This window comes from Paucibacter sp. Y2R2-4, from assembly GCF_025717535.1.
GTDB lineage: Bacteria > Pseudomonadota > Gammaproteobacteria > Burkholderiales > Burkholderiaceae_C > Paucibacter_A.
In genome coordinates this window covers 269078-289578 of the sequence record NZ_JAJIRO010000006.1, presented here as the reverse complement: position 1 = coordinate 289578, position 20501 = coordinate 269078, and the positions used below count along the sequence as shown (strand labels likewise).

The window sequence follows — 20501 nt, the reverse complement described above, 5'->3', positions numbered from 1 at the left end:
CCGTCTGGCCATGCCCCATCAACTGCGCGCCAACACCGGCCGCAAGGCCTGCCCCGTGTGCGAACCCTGGGCCACCACCTGCTCCGGCGTGCCGGCCACCACCACCTCGCCGCCGGCCGTGCCGCCGTCCGGGCCCAGGTCGATGACCCAGTCGGCTTCGGCGATCACGTCCAGATCGTGCTCGATCACCACCACCGAGTGGCCGCCGGCCACCAGCCGGTGCAGCACGCGGATCAGGCGCTCGACGTCGGCCATGTGCAGGCCCACGGTGGGTTCGTCCAGCACATAGAGCGTGTGCGGCGCCTTCTGGCCGCGGCGGCCGACCTCGTCGCGCACCTTGACCAGCTCGGACACCAGCTTGATACGCTGCGCCTCGCCGCCCGACAGGGTCGGTGAAGGTTGGCCCAGGGTCAGATACCCGAGGCCCACATCCTGCAAGAGCTTGAGCGGGTGGCCGATGGCCGGCATGGCGGCAAAGAACTCGACGGCCTCGTCGACCTCCATGGCCAGCACATCGCCAATGCTCTTGCCACGCCAGCTAACGCCCAAGGTCTCCGGATTGAAGCGCTGGCCATGGCATTGATCGCAGAGCACCTTCACATCCGGCAGGAAGCTCATCTCGATGGTGCGCATGCCCTGGCCTTCGCAGCCGGGGCAACGGCCTTCGCCGGTGTTGAAGCTGAAGCGATTCGGCGCATAGCCACGCGCCTTGCTCTCCAGCGTCTCGGCAAAGAGCTTGCGGATGGCGTCCCAGAAGCCGATGTAGGTGGCCGGGCAGCTGCGCGGGGTCTTGCCGATGGGGGTCTGGTCCACTTCAAGCACGCGGTCCACCTTCTCGTGGCCTTCGATGCCGGCACAGCCGATCCAGTGGGCTGGGGCCTTTCTCAAAGGCACGGCTACCGCCATATTGGCCAGCAGCACATCGCGCGCCAGGGTGGACTTGCCCGAGCCCGACACACCGGTCACCGCCACCAGGCGGTGCAGCGGCACATCGATGTTCACCTTCTGCAGGTTGTGCAAGGTGGCATCAAGCACGCGCAGGCGCGGGGCGTCGTCCAGCATCTCGCGCCGTGCCTGCAGCGGGTGGATCAGCGGATGCGCCAGGAAGCGGCCGGTGACCGAATCGGCCTGCAAGGCCAGATCGGCTGCCGTGCCCTGGGCCACCACATGGCCACCGCGTTTGCCGGCGCCGGGGCCGATGTCGATGATGTGGTCGGCGCGGCGGATGGTGTCCTCGTCATGTTCCACCACCACCAGGGTGTTGCCCAGATCGCTGAGCCGGCCCAGGGCCTTGAGCAGGATCTGGTTGTCGCGCGGATGCAGGCCGATGGTGGGCTCGTCCAGCACATAGCACACGCCTTGCAGGTTCGAGCCTAACTGCGCCGCCAGGCGGATGCGCTGCGCCTCGCCGCCCGAGAGCGTGGGCGCCGCGCGGTCCAAGGTCAGATAGCCCAGGCCGACTTCCTCCAGGAATTCCAGGCGGCCCTGGATTTCGCTGACCACATCGCGGGCGATCTCGGCGTCGCGGCCGAGTAACTCCAGGCTGTCGACCCAGGCACGCGCCTGCTTGACGCTCCAGGACGCGACCGTGCTGATGGCTTGCGACTCAAAGGTCACGGCACGAGCTGAGGGGTTCAAGCGCGAACCGTGGCAATCGCCACAGGGCTGGTCGGCCAAGCCTTCGATGTCCACCTCCTGGCCGGCAAAGCTCTGCTCGCGGCCGCCCTTGTCGTCGACGACCGAGTCGTCCAGCGCCTTGCGCTGTTCGCGCGTCAGGGCAAGACCTGTCCCCACGCAGCTGTTGCACCAGCCATGCTTGCTGTTGTAGCTGAACATGCGCGGGTCCAGCTCGCCATAGCTGGTGCCGCAGGTCGGGCAGGCGCGCTTGGTGCTGAACACCTTGACGGTGCCTAAGCCCACGGTCGAGCGGCCGGAAGCGATGGCTTCGTGCAGCCCATCCAGCGGGGTCAACAGGTGCAGCACGCCCTTGCCGAAGTCCAGGGCCTTGGCCAGCAGCTCGCGCAGCTCGGCCTCCTTGTCCACGCTGATGATGAGGTCGCCGACCGGCAGCTCCAGCGTGTGCTCCTTGAAGCGGTCCAGACGCGGCCAGGGCGCGGTGGGCGTGAACTCGCCGTCCACGCGCAGATGGGTGTAGCCACGGCCCTTGGCCCATTTGGCCAGGTCGGTGTAGAGGCCCTTGCGATTCACCACCAGCGGTGCCAGCAGACCGACATGCTGGCCCTTGTGATCGCGCAGCAGCTGGGCGGCGATGGACTCCACGCTCTGCGGCCGCACCGGCGTGCCGTCGTGCACGCAGTGCTGCACGCCCAGCTTCACATAGAGCAGACGCAGGAAATGCCAGACCTCGGTGGTGGTGGCCACCGTGCTCTTGCGGCCGCCGCGGCTCAGACGCTGCTCGATGGCCACCGTGGGCGGAATGCCCCAGACCGCATCGACCTCGGGCCGGCCCGCCGGCTGCACGATGGAGCGGGCGTAGGCATTGAGCGATTCGAGATAGCGCCGCTGGCCCTCGTTGAACAGGATGTCAAAGGCCAGCGTCGATTTGCCCGAGCCCGAGACGCCGGTGATCACATTGAACTTGCCGCGCGGGATGTTGACGTTGACCGACTTGAGGTTGTGTTCCTTGGCGTTGACGATCTGGATTTTGTTGTCCAGATTGGCCGACTGGCGGCGCGCGCGGATCAGGCTTTGCAGTGGCCGGCCTTCTTCCACTTTCATGGCCGGGCGGTCCATCTGCGCCGAGTACTCGCGCAGGGCCAACGCAGTGTGCGAAGTCGGGTGCTCCTTGACCTCCTCCGGCGTGCCAACGCAAACCAGTTCGCCGCCGCCCTCGCCGCCCTCGGGGCCGAGGTCGATCAACCAGTCGGCCGCGCGGATCACATCGAGGTTGTGCTCGATCAGGATCAGAGAATGGCCGATGGCCAGCAGCTTGCGCAGCGCACGCATCAGCTTGGCGATGTCGTCGAAATGCAGGCCGGTGGTGGGCTCGTCGAACATGAAGAGCGTGCCCTTTTTGGCCACGGCCTGGCGTGGCTTGCTCGCGGCCTCGGCCAAGAAGCCGGCCAGCTTGAGCCGCTGCGCCTCGCCGCCCGAGAGCGTGGGTACGGGCTGGCCCAGCTTCACATACTCCAGGCCCACATCGATGATGGGCTGCAGCTTGGCCAGCACCTCGCGGTCGTCCTTGAACAAGCGCACCGCTTCGCTCACCGTCAGCTCCAGCACGTCGGCCACGCTCATCTCGCGCTCGGCACGCTGCAGCTTCACATCGAGCATCTCGGCGCGGTAGCGACGGCCGTCGCAGTCCGGGCAGCGCAGATACACGTCGGAGAGGAACTGCATCTCCACGTGCTCAAAGCCCGAGCCGCCGCAAGTGGGGCAGCGGCCGTCGCCGGCGTTGAAGCTGAACATGCCGGCCGTGTAGCTGCGCTCGGCCGCCAGCGGCGTGGCGGCAAACAGCTTGCGCAGCTCATCGAAAGCACCGACGTAAGAGGCCGGGTTGGAGCGCGCGGTCTTGCCGATCGGCGACTGGTCCACAAACACCGCATCGGCCAGCCAGTCGGCGCCGAGCAGGCGATCATGCTGGCCCGGCGTCTCGGTGGCCTGGCCGAAGTGGCGGGCCAGGGCCGGGTACAGCACGTCCTGCATCAGCGTGCTCTTGCCCGAGCCTGACACGCCGGTCACCACCACCATGCGCTGCAACGGGAACTCGACGCTGACGTTACGGACGTTGTGCTCACGCACGCCTTCGAGAATCAGCTTGGGCGTGCTGGCCTCGACCGGTCGCTTCAAGCCCATGCCGACGAATTTGCGCGAGCCGAGGTAGGCACCGGTCAGCGTGTCGGCGGCGCGGATGGCCTCCGGCGTGCCGTCAAAGACGATCTGCCCGCCCTTCTCGCCTGGGCCGGGGCCCATATCGATGAGTCGGTCGGCCGCCAGCATCACGGCCGGGTCATGCTCCACCACCACCAAGGTGTTGCCGGCATCGCGCAGGCGGTGCATGGCCTGGACGATGCGGTTCATATCGCGTGGGTGCAGGCCAATGCTGGGCTCGTCCAGCACAAACAGCGTGTTGACCAGCGAGGTGCCCAGGGCCGTGGTCAGGTTGATGCGCTGCACCTCGCCACCGCTGAGCGTGCGGCTCTGGCGGTCCAGCGTGAGGTAGCCGATGCCGACATCGCAGAGGTATTTGAGCCGGTTGCGGATTTCCTCCAGCAGCAGCTTGAGTGCGTCATCGAGGAGGCTGCTTGGCAGCTGAAGCTGATCGAGAAAGCTGCGCAGGCGGTGGATGGGCAGCTGCATCAAATCATGTAGGGCCAGGCCCGGCAGGGCTTCCAGCTGGGCGCGGTTCCAGTCGACGCCTTTGGGCATCAGGCGCTGGACAGGCGGCAGCAGGGAATCGGCCAATTCCTTGGAGCCGACGCGCCAAAGCAGGGCCTCGGTCTTGAGCCGAGCGCCGTCGCAGGTGCCGCAGGTGGTGTAGCTGCGGTACTTGGACAGCAGCACCCGGATGTGCATCTTGTAGGCCTTGCTCTCCAGGTACTCGAAGAAGCGCATGACCCCGTACCACTGCTTGTTCCAGTTGCCAGTCCAGTTCGGCGAGCCGTGGATCACCCAGTCGCGCTGCGCCTGCGAGAGCTGGCTCCAGGGCGTGTCGCGGGGAATGCCGGCGTCGCCGGCATAGCGCAGCAAATCATCCTGGCTGTCCTTCCAGGCTGGGGTGGAGAGCGTCTTGATTGCGCCATTGCGCAGCGTCTTTTTCTCGTCCGGGATCACCAGGCCCAGGTCCACGCCGATGACGCGGCCGAAGCCACGGCAGGTCTCGCAGGCGCCCATGGCCGAGTTGAAGGAGAACAGCGGCGGCTGCGGCTCCTGGTAGCGCAGATCACTGTCGGGGCAATGCAGGCCGGTGGAATAACGCCACAGGACGGCGTCACCGTCATCGGCAGGCAAGACATACACATTCAATCGACCCGATCCGCGCTTGAGACACAGCTCGATCGCTTCCATCGCCCGTTGCTTGTCGGTGCCTTGTAAACGGAAACGGTCCGCCACCACATCGAGCAGCTTGCGCGGCCCGGTCGGCGTGGCGACTTCGCGCTCGGCCTGCACGCGCGTGAACCCACTGGCCGACAGCCACTGCGTCACTTCCTCGCTGCTGGTCGTGGCCGGCAGCTCGACTGGAAAGGTCAACACGATGCGAGGATCTTGCTCCTTGGTGCGCTCCAGCAGCTCCAGATAAATCGTCTGCGCCGTGTCGTGACGAACGGCCTGGGCGGTCTTTTTATCGAACAACTCAGCCGAGCGGGCGAACAAGAGCTTGAGGTGGTCGTTCAGCTCGGTCATGGTGCCGACCGTGGAGCGGCTGGTGCGCACCGGGTTGGTCTGGTCGATGGCAATCGCCGGCGGCACGCCCTCGACCTTGTCCACCGCCGGACGGTCCATGCGGTCCAGGAATTGGCGCGCATAGGCCGAGAAGGTCTCGACATAGCGTCGCTGTCCTTCGGCATACAGGGTGTCGAACACCAGGCTGGATTTGCCGGAGCCACTGGGCCCGGTCACAACGGTCAACTCCCCCGTATGCAGGTCCAGATCAAGATTCTTCAGATTGTGTTGACGGGCGCCGCGGATGCGGATGGTGCCTTCGAAGGACATAGAGGAGTGCCTGCTGCTGCGCTGGGAGCGGACATTCTAGGGAGCGGGCCACCCCAAAGCTGTCAGTAGGGCTGAGTGGGCCGAAAAATCAGCGAGGGGCCAGGATTCACCGCCTTGGCCTCGCAATCAGCCGGTCAAGCCCCGACTTGAGGGGGCGCGCCACTTCGGCGCTATTCACTGCAGGCTTCCATTGCTTTGGCCGGCCGCTGCAGCAACAATATCACTCCACTTCAGCAGGGGCGTTGCACTACAAGGGTTAACCCTAGTTTGTCAAGCACCCAGACACAAGCAGGGCTATTGATCTCAGGGGTCAAAAGCCCGCAAGTCCGAGCAAGAAGAGCCGCTGAAGTCGGAACAATCGTCAAAGTCGTTGGGGAGAAGCAGGTGTGGCCATCGTCGAGATGGCAGCCAGACTGCCCGGCCAAACCTTGGTTTGCAGTCTGGATGAGGGAGCAGGATGAACACAATCAGTTTTGAAGGCGCGATTGCCGCCAACTGGTTGCGCCTGACGGCCCAGCAGCCCCCTGCAGCATCGGAGCAATCGGCCGCCTCAGAGTCCCGCTTTGACGCCTCCGGCATTGACGCCGCCGACCTCGACCCCAACCCCGCCCGCGAAGGCTTGGCGCCGGTGGTGTTGCTGGTGGAAGACAACCACATCAACCAAGTGGTGGCCCTGGAGTTTCTCTCGGTGATGGGGCTGCAAAGTCGCCTGGCCAAGAACGGCCTGGAGGCGTTGGAGTTGTGCGCCGCCCAAGCGCCCGACCTGGTTTTGATGGACATCCAAATGCCCGGCATGGACGGCCTGGAATGCACCCGCCGCCTGCGTGAAATGCAGCGCCAGGGCGCGCTGCCCAGCTTCCCGATCTTGGCCCTGACCGCCCATGCGCTGGAAAGCGATATCGCCGCCAGCCTGGCCGCCGGCATGGACGAACACCTGACCAAGCCGCTGGACTTTGTGGCCCTGCAGGCCCGGCTGGGGCGCTGGCTGCAGCTGCCTGGCTTGAGCAGTTGATCTGCTGAAGGCAGGCAGCTCGCCCGGCCTTTGGTGACTATTCACCTTGCGGCCATCAAACCACAGCCGCTGCTGATTTTCTTACCTCCATCGCACCAAGTCAGCCAGTCGCCCTGATCCAAGACGACCGGCTAAGGGCCAGCGATCGCTTCAGTCGGGCACGCGCAAGGTGCTGCCGCTCATGGTGATGGCATCAGCCGCCGCAGGCGTTGCGGCAAAGGCCGGCACATTCGCGGCTGTGATGGCCGGGGCCGCGCCCGGTGTGCCGCCACGCGGTGTGGTGCGCACCACTTGGCTGGGCGGCAGCGCCTTGCCGTTCTTAAGCTTGTCATAGACCGCGTCCAAGGCCCGATTCAGATACACATGCAGGGGGATGTAGCGACTGTCGTAACCCGGCAGCGCGGCAGGCAGGCCAATAAAGGTGTCGAAATGCTGGGCATTGGTGACCTCCATATAGCTGAGCTGGCTGGCCGCCCCCTCCACCGTCTTGTTCAGCGCGGTATAGGGCCGCGAGGTGTGGTTCACCGGCAGCAAGGCGTCATTGCGGCCATGCACGATGACGGCGGGGCGGCCCCGCAAATTGCCATTGCGGCGGGTTTCATCCACACCGGTCTGCACCGCGCGGGCCGCGGTGTCGGTACCGGTCAGCAGATCACGCAGGCATTTGGCGCCGTCGGTATTCAAGTCCGGCACGGTGTTGCTGGCCGAGATCGAGAATTGATTACGGGCCGGTCCGCCCAGGGCGTTCTCATTGATCAGGGTCACGCCGGCCGACGGCGGCACGCCATTGCCCTTGGCAAACATATCGGCCAAGGCTGCGGGTGCCACCACGGTCGGCAGGCCGGCGGCGGTGGCCGCGGCAAAACCATAGCCACAGAGCTTGTCTTTCACGCTGGCGCGCGAGTAGGCCATGGCATAGGTGGCAGCCACTGCCGCCGACACCTCATAGTCAGCATGCGAGGCATGCAGGGCATCGGATTCCGCCTCCCAGCCATGGTCACGCAGCTTTTGCAGCGCATCGGCCGCCAGCTCGGCGGTGTTGTTGCCGCTGATCAAGCCCTTGGCCTTGAGCGCTGCACAACGATTGGCGTTCCAGGCGCCATAAGCCCCGACGGCGCCCGGCGAGCCTACAGTCGCCAAGCCGGCGCAGTTCTGAAACAGATTGGCCTGGGTGATGTAGTCGTACAGCGGCTTGCCAAAGGTCTTGGGCGTTGTGCTGCCGCGCTGCACCGAGACCGTCAAGCTGCTGGGCATTTGCACTGCCGGCTCGGACACGGCCACGCCGTCGATCAGGCCGGCATTGTCCAACTCAGCCGCAGCCACCGCAGCGCCGCCACCGTTCGACAGGCTGGAGGCGATCACCAGCGTATTGGCAGGCGTGATCGTGACCCGCTTGCGGCCGTCGCTCTGGGCTTCGCCGAACTGTTCATTCAAAACATAGAAAGCAAACTGCACGGCATGCAGGGTGAAAGTGCCCCAGTCCTTCTCAGGATTGCGTTGCGAATGCGCATGCTTGAAGGCCAGGCGATTCGGCGTGGCACTGTTGATGGCAGCCAGTTCGGCCGCGCTCAGCTTGGCCTTGAAGGCCGCGCCGGTGCCGGCGGCGCTGGCAGTGGCACGGGTGCCGTCGATCAGCGGCACGGTGTCGGTGGCCAGGTCATGGCCGGCGGCATGCGTGCCCTTGTCGGAATAGGCCACCGCACAGCCCTTCTTCAAGCCCCATTCGCCGGTCGAGATCGCACCGTAAACGCTGCGCGAGCCGCTGGAGGTGGCGGTGATGATGCACGGCTCCGCCGGGTTGAAACTGGCAGGCACCTGCACCATCAAGCTCACATTGCGCTCGCCGCTGCCGTCGTCGCTGACGCCGATGTACTCGGTCCCGGCGATCTTGCCCTCACCCGAGCCAACCGTGCCATCGGCGCCCACATTTGGCCCGTACAGCAAGCCATAGCCGCCATTGGCCGTCATGTCGACGATGGCGCGGTAATTGGTATGGATGGCGCTGCGGCGCAACTCGGCGGCCGTGGGCTTCAAGGGGTCGGCGTAGGCCGGTGGCGCTGCGGCGGCCAGGCCTGTCTTGCCCAAGCCTGCGGTCAGCAAATCGTCGCTATTGCCGTCGTAGCTGGCGGACTTCATGCTGGCGAGGAAGTCGGGCTTGAGATTGATCTCGATCGACTCGTCGCTCTTGGAGCAGGCGGCCAAAGCTGCCATGGCCGCCATAGCCAAAAGACTCAGCGGGATCAGGCGTCCGCCTTGGCGCGTTTGGGCGCGGGAGAAATGCGATGGGCTCATCTTCACAGCGTGCTCCTCTAAAGGGTGTCAAGAAACTCAATGCGCCTCGTACAGCACCTGGCAAGGCTTGGAAAAGGCGGCGAGACTTTGGCACTTGCACGCAAAGAGCATGCCTTGATGCCCAACCCTGGTGCAAACACTGAGCTTCATCGGTGACAAGCAGATGACGCCGCGGCAACTTGGTGCATCTGCACCATAACGAAACAGCGAGACGGTACGCACCAACCCCGGAAACGCCCAGGTTTCAGGCGCCCTGCGGGGCAAGACTGTCTATTTCTTGAACACTGTCTTTTTTTCAGGCAGCAAAAGACGCCTGCGCCAGCTCGGGCCAGCGGGCCAAGCGCTGGTAGAGCGAGGCGCGCGAGATTTGCAGCAGTCGAGCAGCGGCCATGCGATTGCCTGCCGTAGCGCTGAGTGCCTTGGCGATGGCTTCACGCTCCACCCGGTCGATCAACTCGGGCAAGGCCCGCATGGGAGATTCAAGCGCGCGCCCCGCTGGTGGCATCGAGCCGGCTGAGTTGCTGGTCTGCAAGCGGCTGGTCGCGGCAAAAGCTGCGTACGCTGTAAAGCTGACCTCAGTCAGCTCGACCTCGTCGCTCATCAAGGTCGCCTGCTCCAGCGCATTGCGCAATTCACGGGTGTTGCCCGGCCAGGGCTGCGCCGCCAGCCAACGCAGGGCGCCAGGGCTCAGCAGCTTGTGCGGCAAGCCGCTGCGGCGAGCGATGTCTTCCCCAATGGCATCGACCAAAACCTCGATGTCCTGCGCGCGTTCGCGCAGTGGCGGCACATGGATGGGCACGACGCTGAGGCGGTAGTACAGATCCGCCCTGAACTGCCCGGCGGCCACCATCGCCGCCAGATCGCGGCTGGTGGCGGCGATGACTCGCACATCCACCTGCACAACCTGGTTGCTGCCCAGTGGCTCCAGTTCTTGCTCTTGCAAAACCCGCAGCAGCTTGCTTTGCAGCGCCAGCGGCATATCGCCGATCTCGTCCAAAAACAGAGTGCCGCCGTCCGCAATCTTGAATTTACCGTCGCGGCCCTTGCGCTCAGCGCCGGTGTAGGCACCCGGCGCCACGCCGAAGAACTCGGCCTCCAACAAGCTGTCCGGAACGGCGGCGATATTGACGCTCACCAAGGGCTTTTGGGCGCGCCGCGACGCCGCATGGATGGCGTGGGCCAGCAACTCCTTGCCGGTACCGGTTTCGCCCAGCAGCAGCACGCTGGCATCGGTCTGCGCCACCCGCCGGGCTTGGCGCTTGACCTCCATCGCCGCCGGGCTACTGCCGATGAAGCTGGCGATGGTGTGCTTGGGGCGACGTTGCGCGGCGAGCTGCTGGCGGGCCTCGCACAGTTCGTGCTGCAAGGCCGCGAACTTGCCCATCAGCGGCTGCATGGTGGTCTCCGGATGATCCAAAAGTACCAGGCCCACCGCGCCGACCACCTCCCCCTGCGGATTGCGCAGCGGCAAGCGGCTGACCAAAAACGTGCCCGCCTTGTTGCTGAGCAGATCCACCAAGATGGCCTGCCCGCTGTCCACCACCTGCGGCATCAAGGAGTTAGGCACCACCTCGACAATCCGGCGGCCGATGATTTCATGCACATCGGCAAAGCCCAGGGCCGGCAAGAGGCGTTGATAGCCTTCGCTCATCCAGACGATGCGGTGCGCCCGGTCCACCACCAACATGCCCTCGGTGCTGCGGGCAAAGGTGTCAAACATGGACTGCGCCGCCAGGCGCAAGACGCCGTCGACGTCAAAGGGCAGCTGTGGCAAGCCAGAGGTGGAATCCATGATCAGAGGCAGCCTCGCGAAAAGAACCGAGCAAAGCAAACATTCGGGCCAGCGCAATGTAGCAGCGCCCCAGTAAAGCGCGCACCGCTGAATCCCGAAGTCAGCATCTTGGCTCCCCCACGCTTGGAGACACAATCGGGGCTGAAACCCATTGCCAAAGCACAGATCACCCTTCGCTTCCTGCCATGAACGCCAATCTCTTTGCCGCCCTGCAATCGGCCTTCCCCCAAGATCTGGACGCCTGCGCCATCGAATGCGCAGACGGCGCAGAGTTGCGCTACAGCTGGCGCGACCTGGAACGCGGCACCGCCATGCTGGCCAATCTGCTGGTCTCGCTGGATCTGCCGCCCGGCAGCCGTATTGCCGCGCAGACCGAGAAGAGCGTCGAAGCCCTGATGCTCTACCTGGCCGTGCTGCGAGCCGGTTATGTCTATCTGCCGCTGAACCCCGCCTACCAGGCGGCCGAGCTGAGCTACTTCATTGAGAACGCCGAGCCTGCCGTGCTCGTTTGCTCAGGCCAGCATTTCGGCTGGGTCTCCAAGCTCGCCTTTCTGGCGGGCACAAGCTATGTGTTCACGCTCAACGAAGACCGCAGCGGCAGCCTCTTGGACCGCGCCGCGCAGATGAGTGACCAGCACACCGTGGCGGAAAAGGCCCCGGACGATTTGGCCGCCATTCTCTACACCAGCGGCACCACCGGGCGCAGCAAGGGCGCGATGCTGAGCCACCGCAATCTGCTCAGCAATGCGCAGATGCTGAAGGACTTCTGGGCTTGGCGCAGCGACGATGTGCTGATCCATGCCCTGCCCATCTTTCATGTGCACGGGCTCTTTGTCGCCTCCCATGGCGCGCTCTTGGCCGGCGCCAAGATGATCTGGTTCGCCAAGTTCGAGCCGCGGGCGGTGATCCGTCGCTTGGCCGAGGCCAGCGTCTTCATGGGCGTGCCTACGCTGTATGTGCGTATGCTCAACGAAGCGGCGCTGACGCACGAGGCCTGCCAGCACATGCGCTTGTTCATCAGCGGCTCGGCGCCTTTGCTGATCGACACCTTCAGCGACTGGCAGACCCGCACGGGCCACACCATTCTGGAGCGCTACGGCATGAGCGAGACGCTGATGCTCAGCTCCAACCCCTGCCGCGCGCTGGACGGCGAACGCATCGGCGGTACCGTGGGCCCGGCCCTGCCCGGCGTGGAGATCCGTGTCGTCGACGACGAAGGCAAGCCCTGCGCCAGCGACGAGATCGGCCATGTGCAGGTGCGCGGGCCCAATGTTTTTGCCGGCTACTGGCGCATGCCCGAGAAAACGCAGGAAGAGTTCACCGCCGACGGCTGGTTCAAAACCGGCGATGTGGGTCGTTTCGATGCGCAGAATTACCTCACCATCGTTGGACGAAGCAAGGACCTGATCATCTCCGGCGGATTCAATGTCTACCCGGCCGAAATTGAGTCCTTTTTGAACGAGATGGAGGGCGTGGCCGAGTCGGCCGTGGTCGGCGTGCCGCACCCAGATTTTGGCGAGACGGTGGTAGCCGTGCTGGTGGCCCAAGCGGGTGCACAGGTGGACGGCGCCGCTCTGATAGCCACGCTGAAACGCCAGATCGCCGGCTTCAAAGTGCCCAAGCACATCTTTGTGGTGAGCGAGTTGCCGCGCAATGCCATGGGCAAGGTGCAAAAAAACTTGTTGCGCGAGCAGCACCGGAGCTTGTTCGCATGAATGACTCTTCGGCCTTGAAACCAGTGCTGGACGACCGCTGCCCACGCTGCGGCGGCAGCTTTCATTGCGGCGCAGCCGACGCGCATTGCGACTGCTTTGACCTGCAGTTGAGCCCCGCCTTGCGCCAACAATTGGCGGCGCAGTACAGCAGCTGCTTGTGCATTGCCTGCCTGAAGAGCCTTGCGCAAGCCGAGGGCGAGTCGGGCCGATGAAAGGCAGGCCAGTGCTGCGTTACCAAGCCCTGGCGCAAGACCTGAGCCTGCGCATCCATCAGGGCGAATGGGCGGCCGGTGAGCGCCTGCCCTCGCTGCGCGACATCTGCCTCGCCCATGGCGTCAGCATGGCCACGGCCAAGCGCGCCTTGGAGTGCTTGCTCGATGAGGGGCGGGTAAAGGTGCGGCCTCAGTCGGGTTTCTTTGTGACGGAGCCGGCCGATCCGGGTGGTGCCTCCGAGCCGGCCAAAGCCTGCCTGCCCGACCTGGACCAACTGCGCCACCAACGTGAGCGCATGCTGAGCTTGATGCAACTGGCCGAACAGCCACTGCCGGTCTCGCTGCAAATGGCCGGGCCAGCCGCCAGCCTGCTGCCTACCGAAGCGATGGCGCGCCAAGTCGGCCGCCTGCTGAAGCGCGCACCCGAACTCTTGGCCGAAAGCGCCCCGCTGGCCGGGGTGGCGATGCTGCGCGAAGCCTTGTGCGAGCGCTACGCCGCGCTGGATGTGCAGGCCTCGGCCGATGACTTGCTGATCACCCAAGGCGCCACCGAGGCCCTCAGCCTGGCCCTGCGAGCGCTGACTCAGCCGGGCGACAAGGTGCTGGTGGAAAGCCCGGTGTACTTTGGTCTGCATCAAACGCTGGCCACCTTGGGCCTGCTGCCGGTAGAGCTGCCCTGCCCGGCCGAGGGTGGGCTGAGCCCGGAGGCGGTTGACCAGGCTCTGCAGGATTGGCCCGAGATCCGCTGCCTGATCGTCTCGCCCAACTACCAAAACCCGACCGGGGCCTTGATGCCGGACGAAGCCAAGCGCCGCTTGCTGAAGGTCGCTGCGGCGCACAAGCTGACCATCATCGAGGACGACATCTTTGGCGATCTGCACTTTGGCAGCGCCCGGCCGCGCCCGCTGAAGGCCTGGGACCGCCATGAGCAAGTCATCCTCTGCGCCTCGGTCTCCAAGACCCTAGGCCCCAGCTTTCAGATTGGCTGGTGCCTGAGCCGGCCTCACGCCAAGCGCTTGCGCAGCCTGAAGTTGAGCGCCAGCCTCGGGGGCGGCGTTCTGATGCAGCGCGCGCTGGCCGAGTTCATCCGCGATGGCCAGTACGAGGCCCAATTGCAGCGGCTGCGCCGGGCGCTGGCCGAGAGTGCCCGGCAGTACTTGCAGGCCCTGCATCGCCATTTCGGCGCCGCGGTCGACATCGTGCCGCCGAGCGGCGGCATGCTGCTCTGGGTGGGACTGCCCCGCGGCGTCGACAGCGTCGCCCTGCTGGACCGTGCCCTGCCCTTGGGTCTGGCCTTCAGCCCCGGCACGGTGTTCTCCAGCCAGGGCCGGCATGCCCATTACCTGCGGCTGAACATCGGCCGGCCCTTTGATGCCGAGCTTGATCAGGCCTTGGCGCGGCTGGCGGAATTGGTGGGCGCAGCCAACTGACCGGGTCGCTGTGGACCCCGCCAGGCCATCACCGCATGGGTCAGCAAGCCCAGAGCCAGGCCCCAAAACGCCGCTGACAGGCCCAGCAGAGACAGGCCCGAGGCGGTGGCCAGCAGCGTCACCAGGGCCGCCTCGCGCTGCGTCGGCTCGGCCATAGCGCCGCTGAGCCCACCGGCAATCGCCGCCAGCAAGGCAAGCCCCGCCAGGGCGGCAATCAAGGCCGGCGGCAGGGCCGCAAACAACTGCGCCAGCGTGGCTCCGAAGCTGCCGATCAGCAGATAGAAAACTCCACAGGCCAGACCCGCCACATAACGGCGACTCGGATCGGCATGCGATTGCGGGCCGGTGCAGATGGCGGCGGTGATGGCGGCCGGGTTGATCGCATGGGCGCCAAAGGGTGCGAGCAACAGCGACACCAGCGCGGTGCCCCCGACCAGGGCTTTGGCCGGCGGGGCGTAACCTTCACTGCGCAGCACGGCCAAACCAGGCACATGCTGACCGCTGAGCGTGACCAGGGCCAGCGGCAGGGCCAAATTCAAAAACGCATCGACCGTGAAGCGCGGCCAGACCGGCAGCGGCGTGGCCAGATGCAGGCTCAGGTCTGCCAGCTGCAGCTGCCCTTGCGCGGCGCACAAGCTGAGTCCGACACCCAAGACCCAGACCACCGCATAGCGCGGCTGCAGGCGCCGCGCCAGGATGTAGACGCCAAACATCAGGCCCACCAAGACAGGCTGGCCCTGCATCCCATTGAACACATTGAGCCCGAAACGCAGCAGAATGCCGGCCAACATGGCGGCCGCCAGCGGCTTGGGCAGCCAATCCATCCAGCGGTCAAACAAACCGCTGAAGGCCAGCAGCGCGATCAGGCCATTGGCCATGATGAAGGCCCCGACCGCTTCGGCAAAAGGCAGGTTCGGCAGGGCCACCAACAAGAGCGCCGCGCCCGGCGTCGACCAGGCGGTGATCACCGGCATGCGAAGCCGCCAGCTGAGCAGCAGGCCCGACAGACCACTGCCGATGCTGATGGCCCAGATCCATGACGCCGTTTGCGCTGCACTCAGATGCGCCGCCTGCGCGGCCTGCAGCACGATCACCAGCGGCCCGGCATAGGAAATCAGCACGGCAATCAGGCCGTTAATAAGCGCAGGTGAGTAGCCGGCCAGGCGGCTGGCTCTTGCGGATATGGGTTTGTTCGACATCGCGGCTCCTGTTGAGCCTCGAGACTAGGGCTGGAGCGCGATGCGCAACAGGACCAGCACAGTGACGCAGGATGTCGGCGCCGCAACTGTGCTGCAGCACAGTCGGGCTAAGCGCATCAACGCAAAAGCCCCGCTTCGCTCGCCGCCAAGGCCGCCACACAGGCGATGATCAAGGCCACACTGACCCAACCGGCCATGGCGGCCCAACGGCCGCTGCGCGCCTCGCCCATCACCCGCACATCCCGCGCCAGCAATTGCAGCGCGATCACATGCAGCGGTAGCAACACTGCGTTGACGACCTGGCTGCTGTAGATCAGCGGAATCAAGGGCAGGCCTGGCAGCGAGACCACAGCAGCGGCGGCCACCGTGAGACCGACAAAGGCGGCGTAAAACCATTGGAAGTGGCGCGAGTCCAGATCCAGCGAGGCCGGCGCGCCGACGCCCTCGGCGATTGAATAAGCCGTGGCCAAAGGCACGATGGCCGCTGCCAGCAGCGAGGCGCCCAAAAGCCCAGCACCGAAGAGCACGGTGGCGAACTGAACGGCCAGCGGCTGCAGCGCGGCAGCGGCATCGCGCGCGTCTTGGATATGCACGCCGGCGCGGTGCAAGGTGGCCGCACAAGCCACCGCGATGGCCAGACCAATCACCCCGGTCAAGACCGAACCAATCACCACATCGACCCGCTCCCAACGCAGCTGAGCCACGCTGATTTTCTTGTCCACCGCATAAGACTGGATGAAGGCCAGCCCCCAAGGCGCCAGGGTCGTGCCCAAGGTGGCGGCAATCACCACCCAGCCGGCCGGGCTGTCGGGCAGATGCGGCACGAGCGAGTGATGCCAGACCAAGCCCCAGTCGGGGGCGGCCAGAATGCCGTCAATGATGTAGAGCGCCAGCGTCGAGGAGATCAGCAACAAGACCCGTTCGACACGGTGGAAGGAACCCAGCACCACCAGCAGCGAGATCAAAACCGCCGCGATCGGTGTACTCAGCCAGTTCGGAACGCCGATCAGCGAGCCCGCAGCAGCAATGCCGGCGTACTCGGCGCAGATGGTGCCGAAGTTGGCGAACAGCAGGCCCAAGACGGCCAAATAGCCCACAAGCTTGCCCCAGCGCAGCCGAATAGCGCCGACAAAACCCAGGCCGGTGACGGCGCCAATCCGCACCGCCAGCAAATGGAACTGCACCAGCAAGAGCGTGGACGCGGGCACGATCCAGAGCAGGCGGTAGCCGAAGTCCGCCCCCAAAACAGAGTAGGTGGTGATGCCGGCCGGATCATCATCCGACAGCCCCGCCAACAGTCCCGGCCCCAGGACCGCCAGAAAAGCAGCAAACGCGCCAGCGCCGGCCTGGCGGAAGCGCTCAAAGCGTTGGCCGATGCCGCGCCGGTGATGAGCCAGCGCATGCGGTGGTGCGCCAACCCGCTGACGGCGCTGAGATGCGGCTTGATGGGCTTGCTGAACCCGGTGGGCCTTGTGGTGGGCTGGCATCGATTCAGCGTCTGAGCACTAAGTGCGCGCCCGGGCCTTGGGCTTAGGCTTGGGCGCGGCCTTGCGCGGCGCGGGCGCTGAAACTCGCAGCCGCATCATCTGCCCACTGACCATCTCAGCCATGGTGCGAGCGACGGCTTGTGGGTCCAGGCTGGGGTCATCAAAAAGCAGTTCTTGCGCGGCGTAGAGCGCGTCAATGGCCAAACGAATGGTCAGCCGCGCTTGCGCCGGCTCGGCCTGCGGCCAGGCTTGCAAAAAAGGCTGCAAAAGCAAGTCGGTGACCCCATCATGCGAACGGTTGCGCACCTCTTGCAAAGACGGCACCGCACGCAGGGCACGCGTGACCCAAACGCCGGCCGGCATCTGCTCGGTGATCAGCAAGGTCTGCATGAAGAGATCGGCCACGCTGGCCGCGAACTCGGCCTCGGGCAGTGCCATGGTTTCGGGCAGGGCCCAGGGCATCAACAACTCGTTTTGCACTTGCATCAGGCGCTGGCCCAACTCATGCAGGATGGCGTATTTGTTCGGGAAGTATTGGTAGAGCGCCGGCGGCGAGATCGCCAGACGCTGGCAGATCAGATTGGTGGAGAGCCGCTCGATCCCCACTTCCCCCAACAGTTCGGCGCAAGCGCCGAGGATGCGTTCATAGGTTTCTTGGGCACGCTTTTGCGTCGGCTGCTTCTTCGGCTCCAAAACCGGTGGCGGGGCTTGTGGACCCTCGGCCTCTTTGCCGGCATCCAACAAGCGCTCTTCAACTCTGTTCATGAAGCCAGTCTAGCCCGGCCACAAGTCAGCGGCATGCACTGAATCAAAAGCACTGCGGGATGTTGCGCCGCGAGCGGTCGTACAGGGCTTTCCATATTAGCGAAACCCCCTGTTCATCTTCTATTCATGTATACATAGTATTCACTAGCTTTTAAACCAAAAGGCTGAGCCACGGGCAAGCGCGACTTGCCCGACTCGTGGACTCAAGCCAGGAGACACAACGATGCATCGAACCCTTCCTCCCTACCGGCTGAAAGCCCTGGGCGCGCTCGTGGCGCTGCTCAGCCTGGTGTCTTGCGGCGGCAATGACAACCCCGCGCCCGGGCCGACTGTGACCGCGCCCTCGGAGATCCGCGTGGTGACGGCGGCCGAAATGAACGACGAGGACCTGAACACCATCTTGTTCCAGGCCCGCGCAGGCCAGACCATTTCGCTGCCCAGCGGCCGCTATGTGTTCAAGAAGCCGCTGAAGTTGAACGTCAACAAGATCACCGTGGAGGGCACGGGCAACGGCAGTGACCCCGCCAAGGACACCATCTTGTCCTTCAAAAACGCCAGCGAGGGAAATGGCTTCGAGGCGCGCTTCGTCAAAGGCATCACCTTGCGCGGCTTCGCGGTGGAAGACGCGGTGGGCGACGCCATTCTGGTGGCCGACTCCACCGATGTGTTGATGGACCGGGTGCGTGCGGAGTGGACCACCGACCCCGTGCACACCTCGCGCATGGCTTACGGCCTCTACCCGGTGGCCTCGGACAACGTCACCATCGTCAACAGCAAGGCCATTGGCACCCGTGATGCGGGCATCTATGTGGGCCAGTCCAAGAACATCACCGTCTCGGGCAATGAGGTCTATTACAACGTCGCCGGGATTGAGATCGAGAACTCGCAAAACGCCGTCGTCGAGAAAAACAATGTGCACGACAACTCGGGCGGCATCTTGGTCTTCGCCCTGCCCGGCACCTATCGCTTCAAAGACAATATCAACACCGTGGTGCGCGACAACCAGGTGCGCTCCAACAACCAGGCCATCGCCGACAACGCCACCGGTTTTGTGCGTTCGGTGCCGCCCGGCACCGGCATCATGGTGCTGGCCTCACAAAACACCGAGGTCAGCAACAACATCATCAGCGACCACCAGACCACCGCCTTGCTGGCGGTGAGCTTCCAGGCCACCGGCATTTACTTCGACCCCAAGGTCTACGACCCCTATCTGCGCGGCTACCAGGCGCGCGGCAACATCATCACCAACTTCGGCAGCAAGCCGGGTGGCGCTTTCGCCGACCCCGCCGGTCTGGGCCAGGTGGTCAGCGGCCTGTTCACTAACCTGAAATCCAATCTGATGCCGGAGAAGCTCCCCGCCGTGGTCTGGGACGGCATCGTCGACCCCGCCACCGGCAGCACCGGCAGCCAAGGCCAGGGCGGCAACTACAGCGGCAACCAAAAGATCTGCGCCGGCGGCAACACGCTCGACACGCCGAATCTGCCCGGCCTGATCTCGTACGAAACCATCGACCTCGACTTGCTGGCCTTGCTGCAAGGCCTGTCGGCGGCGCCTAACTTCCCCTTCCCGGAGCGCATGAACTGCACGATCACGCTGCCCACCGTCACAGGCAAGCCCTGATCTCTGCACATCCGAGGACCTCGAGGAGACCCCATCATGAACAGCCCATCGACCCTACGCCGCCCCATCGCCCTGCAATGGATCTTGAGCCTCAGCCTCAGTATCAGCGCCAGTGCCCTATTGGCCGCCTGCGGCGGTAGCAGCAGCAACACCGAAGAAGCTGCCGCCAGCAGCAAGCCCCAGGTCTTTGAGCAAAGCACCGCGCCGAAGAAACTGTCCGAGTGGCGCCTGCTGATCAATGACGGCAAGACGCTCAGCTTGAACGCCGGCCTGGTGCCTTATGACCTGAACTCGGCCCTGTTCTCTGACTACTCCAGCAAGCTGCGCTCGATCTATGTGCCGCCCGGCAAGCAGATCGCCTACAAGGCCGATGGCACGCTGGAATTCCCCATCGGCTCGGTCATCACCAAAACTTTCTACTACCCCAAAGCCACGCCCAGCGATGCGGCCAATCTGGGCGTCGCCAAGCAAAGCGGCAAGGCCCAGGGCAGCAGCCTCGATTTGGCCAGCAATGTCTTGATCGAAACCCGCATCTTGGTCTTGCAGCCGGACGGCACGTGGTCGGGCCTGCCCTATGTGTGGGACGCCGACCAGAAGGACGCGCAACTCAAGGTCGGCGGCAAAGATGTGGCGATGGAATTGGTCAGCGCCGGTGCTCCGAACCAAAAGTTCACCTACAGCGTGCCGACGGCACAAAGCTGCCAGCAATGCCACTCCACCGCCACCGCCGGCGGCGCCGGCATCCTGCCGATTGGCCCCAAGGCGCGCAATCTGAACAAGAGTTATGAGTACAGCGCCGGTGTCAGCAAGAACCAACTGGTCAATCTGGATGAGCTCAAGCTCTTGAGTGGCTTCACCGGCTTGGCCGCAGCGCCGGTCAATGCCGACTGGCGCGACAGCGGCCAAACGCTGGAAGCGCGCGCCAAAGCCTATCTGGATGTCAACTGCGCGCATTGCCACAGCTCACGCGGCGCGGCCTTCCAAAGTGGCTTGATGCTGGACTTCAACAGCGTAGGCCAGACCACCGCCTCCACGGTGCAATGGGGCGTGTGCAAAAAACCGCTGGCCTATGGCGGCCCCGGTGCGCCCTACCTCTACGGCATTGAGCCCGGCCAGGCCGATGTGTCCTTGCTGCTCTACCGCATGAGCCACACCACGACCGGCGATGTGATGCCCGCCATCGGCCGCCACCTCAACCATGAGGAAGCCAATAGCGTCGTCAAGGACTGGATCAACAGCCTCAAGCTGCCGGCCTGCCTCTGATCGCCAAGCCCTCATCAAAGCCAGTCGGGTGAGCACCTGA

At 64.8% G+C, this 20501-nt stretch carries 12 protein-coding genes; 6 read left to right on the top strand and 6 right to left on the bottom strand.

The features are described from left to right. Positions 1 to 18: 18 nt before the first annotated feature. Positions 19 to 5673 carry an excinuclease ABC subunit UvrA gene (gene uvrA, locus LNV06_RS22225; protein ID WP_263540496.1) on the bottom strand — a complete coding sequence of 1885 codons (5655 nt, stop codon included), beginning with the start codon at positions 5671 to 5673 and terminating at the stop codon, positions 19 to 21. 457 nt (positions 5674 to 6130) lie between these two features. On the opposite strand from uvrA, the gene LNV06_RS22220 reads away from it, so the two are divergent. Next, positions 6131 to 6685, top strand: a complete 555-nt coding sequence (locus tag LNV06_RS22220; protein WP_263540495.1) for a response regulator — start codon at positions 6131 to 6133, stop codon at positions 6683 to 6685. Between the two features lie 150 nt (positions 6686 to 6835). Here the strand turns inward: LNV06_RS22220 and LNV06_RS22215 are convergent, their stop codons facing one another. Both LNV06_RS22215 and LNV06_RS22210 read right to left on the bottom strand, forming a co-directional pair. After that, positions 6836 to 8977 (bottom strand): 3-hydroxybutyrate oligomer hydrolase family protein, encoded by a 2142-nt coding sequence (locus LNV06_RS22215; RefSeq protein ID WP_263540554.1) that lies wholly within the window; start codon positions 8975 to 8977, stop codon positions 6836 to 6838. A 295-nt stretch (positions 8978 to 9272) separates the two neighbouring features. Beyond that, complete coding sequence (locus LNV06_RS22210; RefSeq protein WP_263540494.1) at positions 9273 to 10769, bottom strand: sigma-54 interaction domain-containing protein; 1497 nt, start codon at positions 10767 to 10769, stop codon at positions 9273 to 9275. A 185-nt stretch (positions 10770 to 10954) separates the two neighbouring features. Here LNV06_RS22210 and LNV06_RS22205 point away from each other — a divergent pair, with 185 nt between their 5' ends. From LNV06_RS22205 to LNV06_RS22195, 3 genes are read left to right on the top strand one after another with little or no spacing between them, the layout of a single operon-like run. Further along, positions 10955 to 12484 (top strand): malonate--CoA ligase, encoded by a 1530-nt coding sequence (locus LNV06_RS22205; RefSeq protein ID WP_263540493.1) that lies wholly within the window; start codon positions 10955 to 10957, stop codon positions 12482 to 12484. Then, positions 12481 to 12696: a cysteine-rich CWC family protein gene (locus LNV06_RS22200; RefSeq protein WP_263540492.1), complete on the top strand. Its 216-nt coding sequence runs from the start codon at positions 12481 to 12483 to the stop codon at positions 12694 to 12696. Before LNV06_RS22205 ends, LNV06_RS22200 begins: the two co-directional genes overlap by 4 nt. Further along, complete coding sequence (locus LNV06_RS22195) at positions 12693 to 14126, top strand: aminotransferase-like domain-containing protein (protein ID WP_263540491.1); 1434 nt, start codon at positions 12693 to 12695, stop codon at positions 14124 to 14126. The genes LNV06_RS22200 and LNV06_RS22195 overlap by 4 nt, the downstream gene beginning before the upstream one ends. On the opposite strand, the gene LNV06_RS22190 is transcribed toward LNV06_RS22195, so the two are convergent. The 3 genes from LNV06_RS22190 to LNV06_RS22180 all read right to left on the bottom strand — a co-directional run bounded on the left by LNV06_RS22190 (position 14081) and on the right by LNV06_RS22180 (position 17577). Then, positions 14081 to 15325 (bottom strand): benzoate/H(+) symporter BenE family transporter, encoded by a 1245-nt coding sequence (locus LNV06_RS22190; RefSeq protein WP_263540490.1) that lies wholly within the window; start codon positions 15323 to 15325, stop codon positions 14081 to 14083. The two genes, LNV06_RS22195 and LNV06_RS22190, sit on opposite strands and share 46 nt — an antisense overlap. Before the next feature lie 116 nt (positions 15326 to 15441). Continuing rightward, the gene (locus LNV06_RS22185; RefSeq protein WP_263540489.1) at positions 15442 to 16812 is read right to left on the bottom strand and encodes an NRAMP family divalent metal transporter; all 1371 of its coding nucleotides are present in this window, start codon (positions 16810 to 16812) and stop codon (positions 15442 to 15444) included. 18 nt (positions 16813 to 16830) lie between these two features. Further along, complete coding sequence (locus LNV06_RS22180; RefSeq protein ID WP_263540488.1) at positions 16831 to 17577, bottom strand: TetR/AcrR family transcriptional regulator; 747 nt, start codon at positions 17575 to 17577, stop codon at positions 16831 to 16833. A gap of 223 nt (positions 17578 to 17800) precedes the next feature. Here LNV06_RS22180 and LNV06_RS22175 point away from each other — a divergent pair, with 223 nt between their 5' ends. Continuing rightward, complete coding sequence (locus tag LNV06_RS22175; protein WP_263540487.1) at positions 17801 to 19198, top strand: parallel beta-helix domain-containing protein; 1398 nt, start codon at positions 17801 to 17803, stop codon at positions 19196 to 19198. Between the two features lie 36 nt (positions 19199 to 19234). Then, positions 19235 to 20461 (top strand): SO2930 family diheme c-type cytochrome, encoded by a 1227-nt coding sequence (locus LNV06_RS22170; RefSeq protein ID WP_263540486.1) that lies wholly within the window; start codon positions 19235 to 19237, stop codon positions 20459 to 20461. Positions 20462 to 20501 lie beyond the last annotated feature (40 nt).

Excerpts from the sequence above, each read along its gene's own strand:
- LNV06_RS22200 (WP_263540492.1), top strand. The coding sequence starts at position 12,481 with ATGAATGACTCTTCGGCCTTGAAACCAGTGCTGGACGACCGCTGCCCA.
- LNV06_RS22185 (WP_263540489.1), bottom strand. The coding sequence starts at position 16,812 with ATGCCAGCCCACCACAAGGCCCACCGGGTTCAGCAAGCCCATCAAGCC.
- uvrA (WP_263540496.1), bottom strand. The coding sequence starts at position 5,673 with ATGTCCTTCGAAGGCACCATCCGCATCCGCGGCGCCCGTCAACACAAT.
- LNV06_RS22215 (WP_263540554.1), bottom strand. The coding sequence starts at position 8,977 with ATGAGCCCATCGCATTTCTCCCGCGCCCAAACGCGCCAAGGCGGACGC.
- LNV06_RS22190 (WP_263540490.1), bottom strand. The coding sequence starts at position 15,325 with ATGTCGAACAAACCCATATCCGCAAGAGCCAGCCGCCTGGCCGGCTAC.
- LNV06_RS22205 (WP_263540493.1), top strand. The coding sequence starts at position 10,955 with ATGAACGCCAATCTCTTTGCCGCCCTGCAATCGGCCTTCCCCCAAGAT.
- LNV06_RS22180 (WP_263540488.1), bottom strand. The coding sequence starts at position 17,577 with ATGAACAGAGTTGAAGAGCGCTTGTTGGATGCCGGCAAAGAGGCCGAG.
- LNV06_RS22175 (WP_263540487.1), top strand. The coding sequence starts at position 17,801 with ATGCATCGAACCCTTCCTCCCTACCGGCTGAAAGCCCTGGGCGCGCTC.
- LNV06_RS22195 (WP_263540491.1), top strand. The coding sequence starts at position 12,693 with ATGAAAGGCAGGCCAGTGCTGCGTTACCAAGCCCTGGCGCAAGACCTG.
- LNV06_RS22210 (WP_263540494.1), bottom strand. The coding sequence starts at position 10,769 with ATGGATTCCACCTCTGGCTTGCCACAGCTGCCCTTTGACGTCGACGGC.
- LNV06_RS22220 (WP_263540495.1), top strand. The coding sequence starts at position 6,131 with ATGAACACAATCAGTTTTGAAGGCGCGATTGCCGCCAACTGGTTGCGC.
- LNV06_RS22170 (WP_263540486.1), top strand. The coding sequence starts at position 19,235 with ATGAACAGCCCATCGACCCTACGCCGCCCCATCGCCCTGCAATGGATC.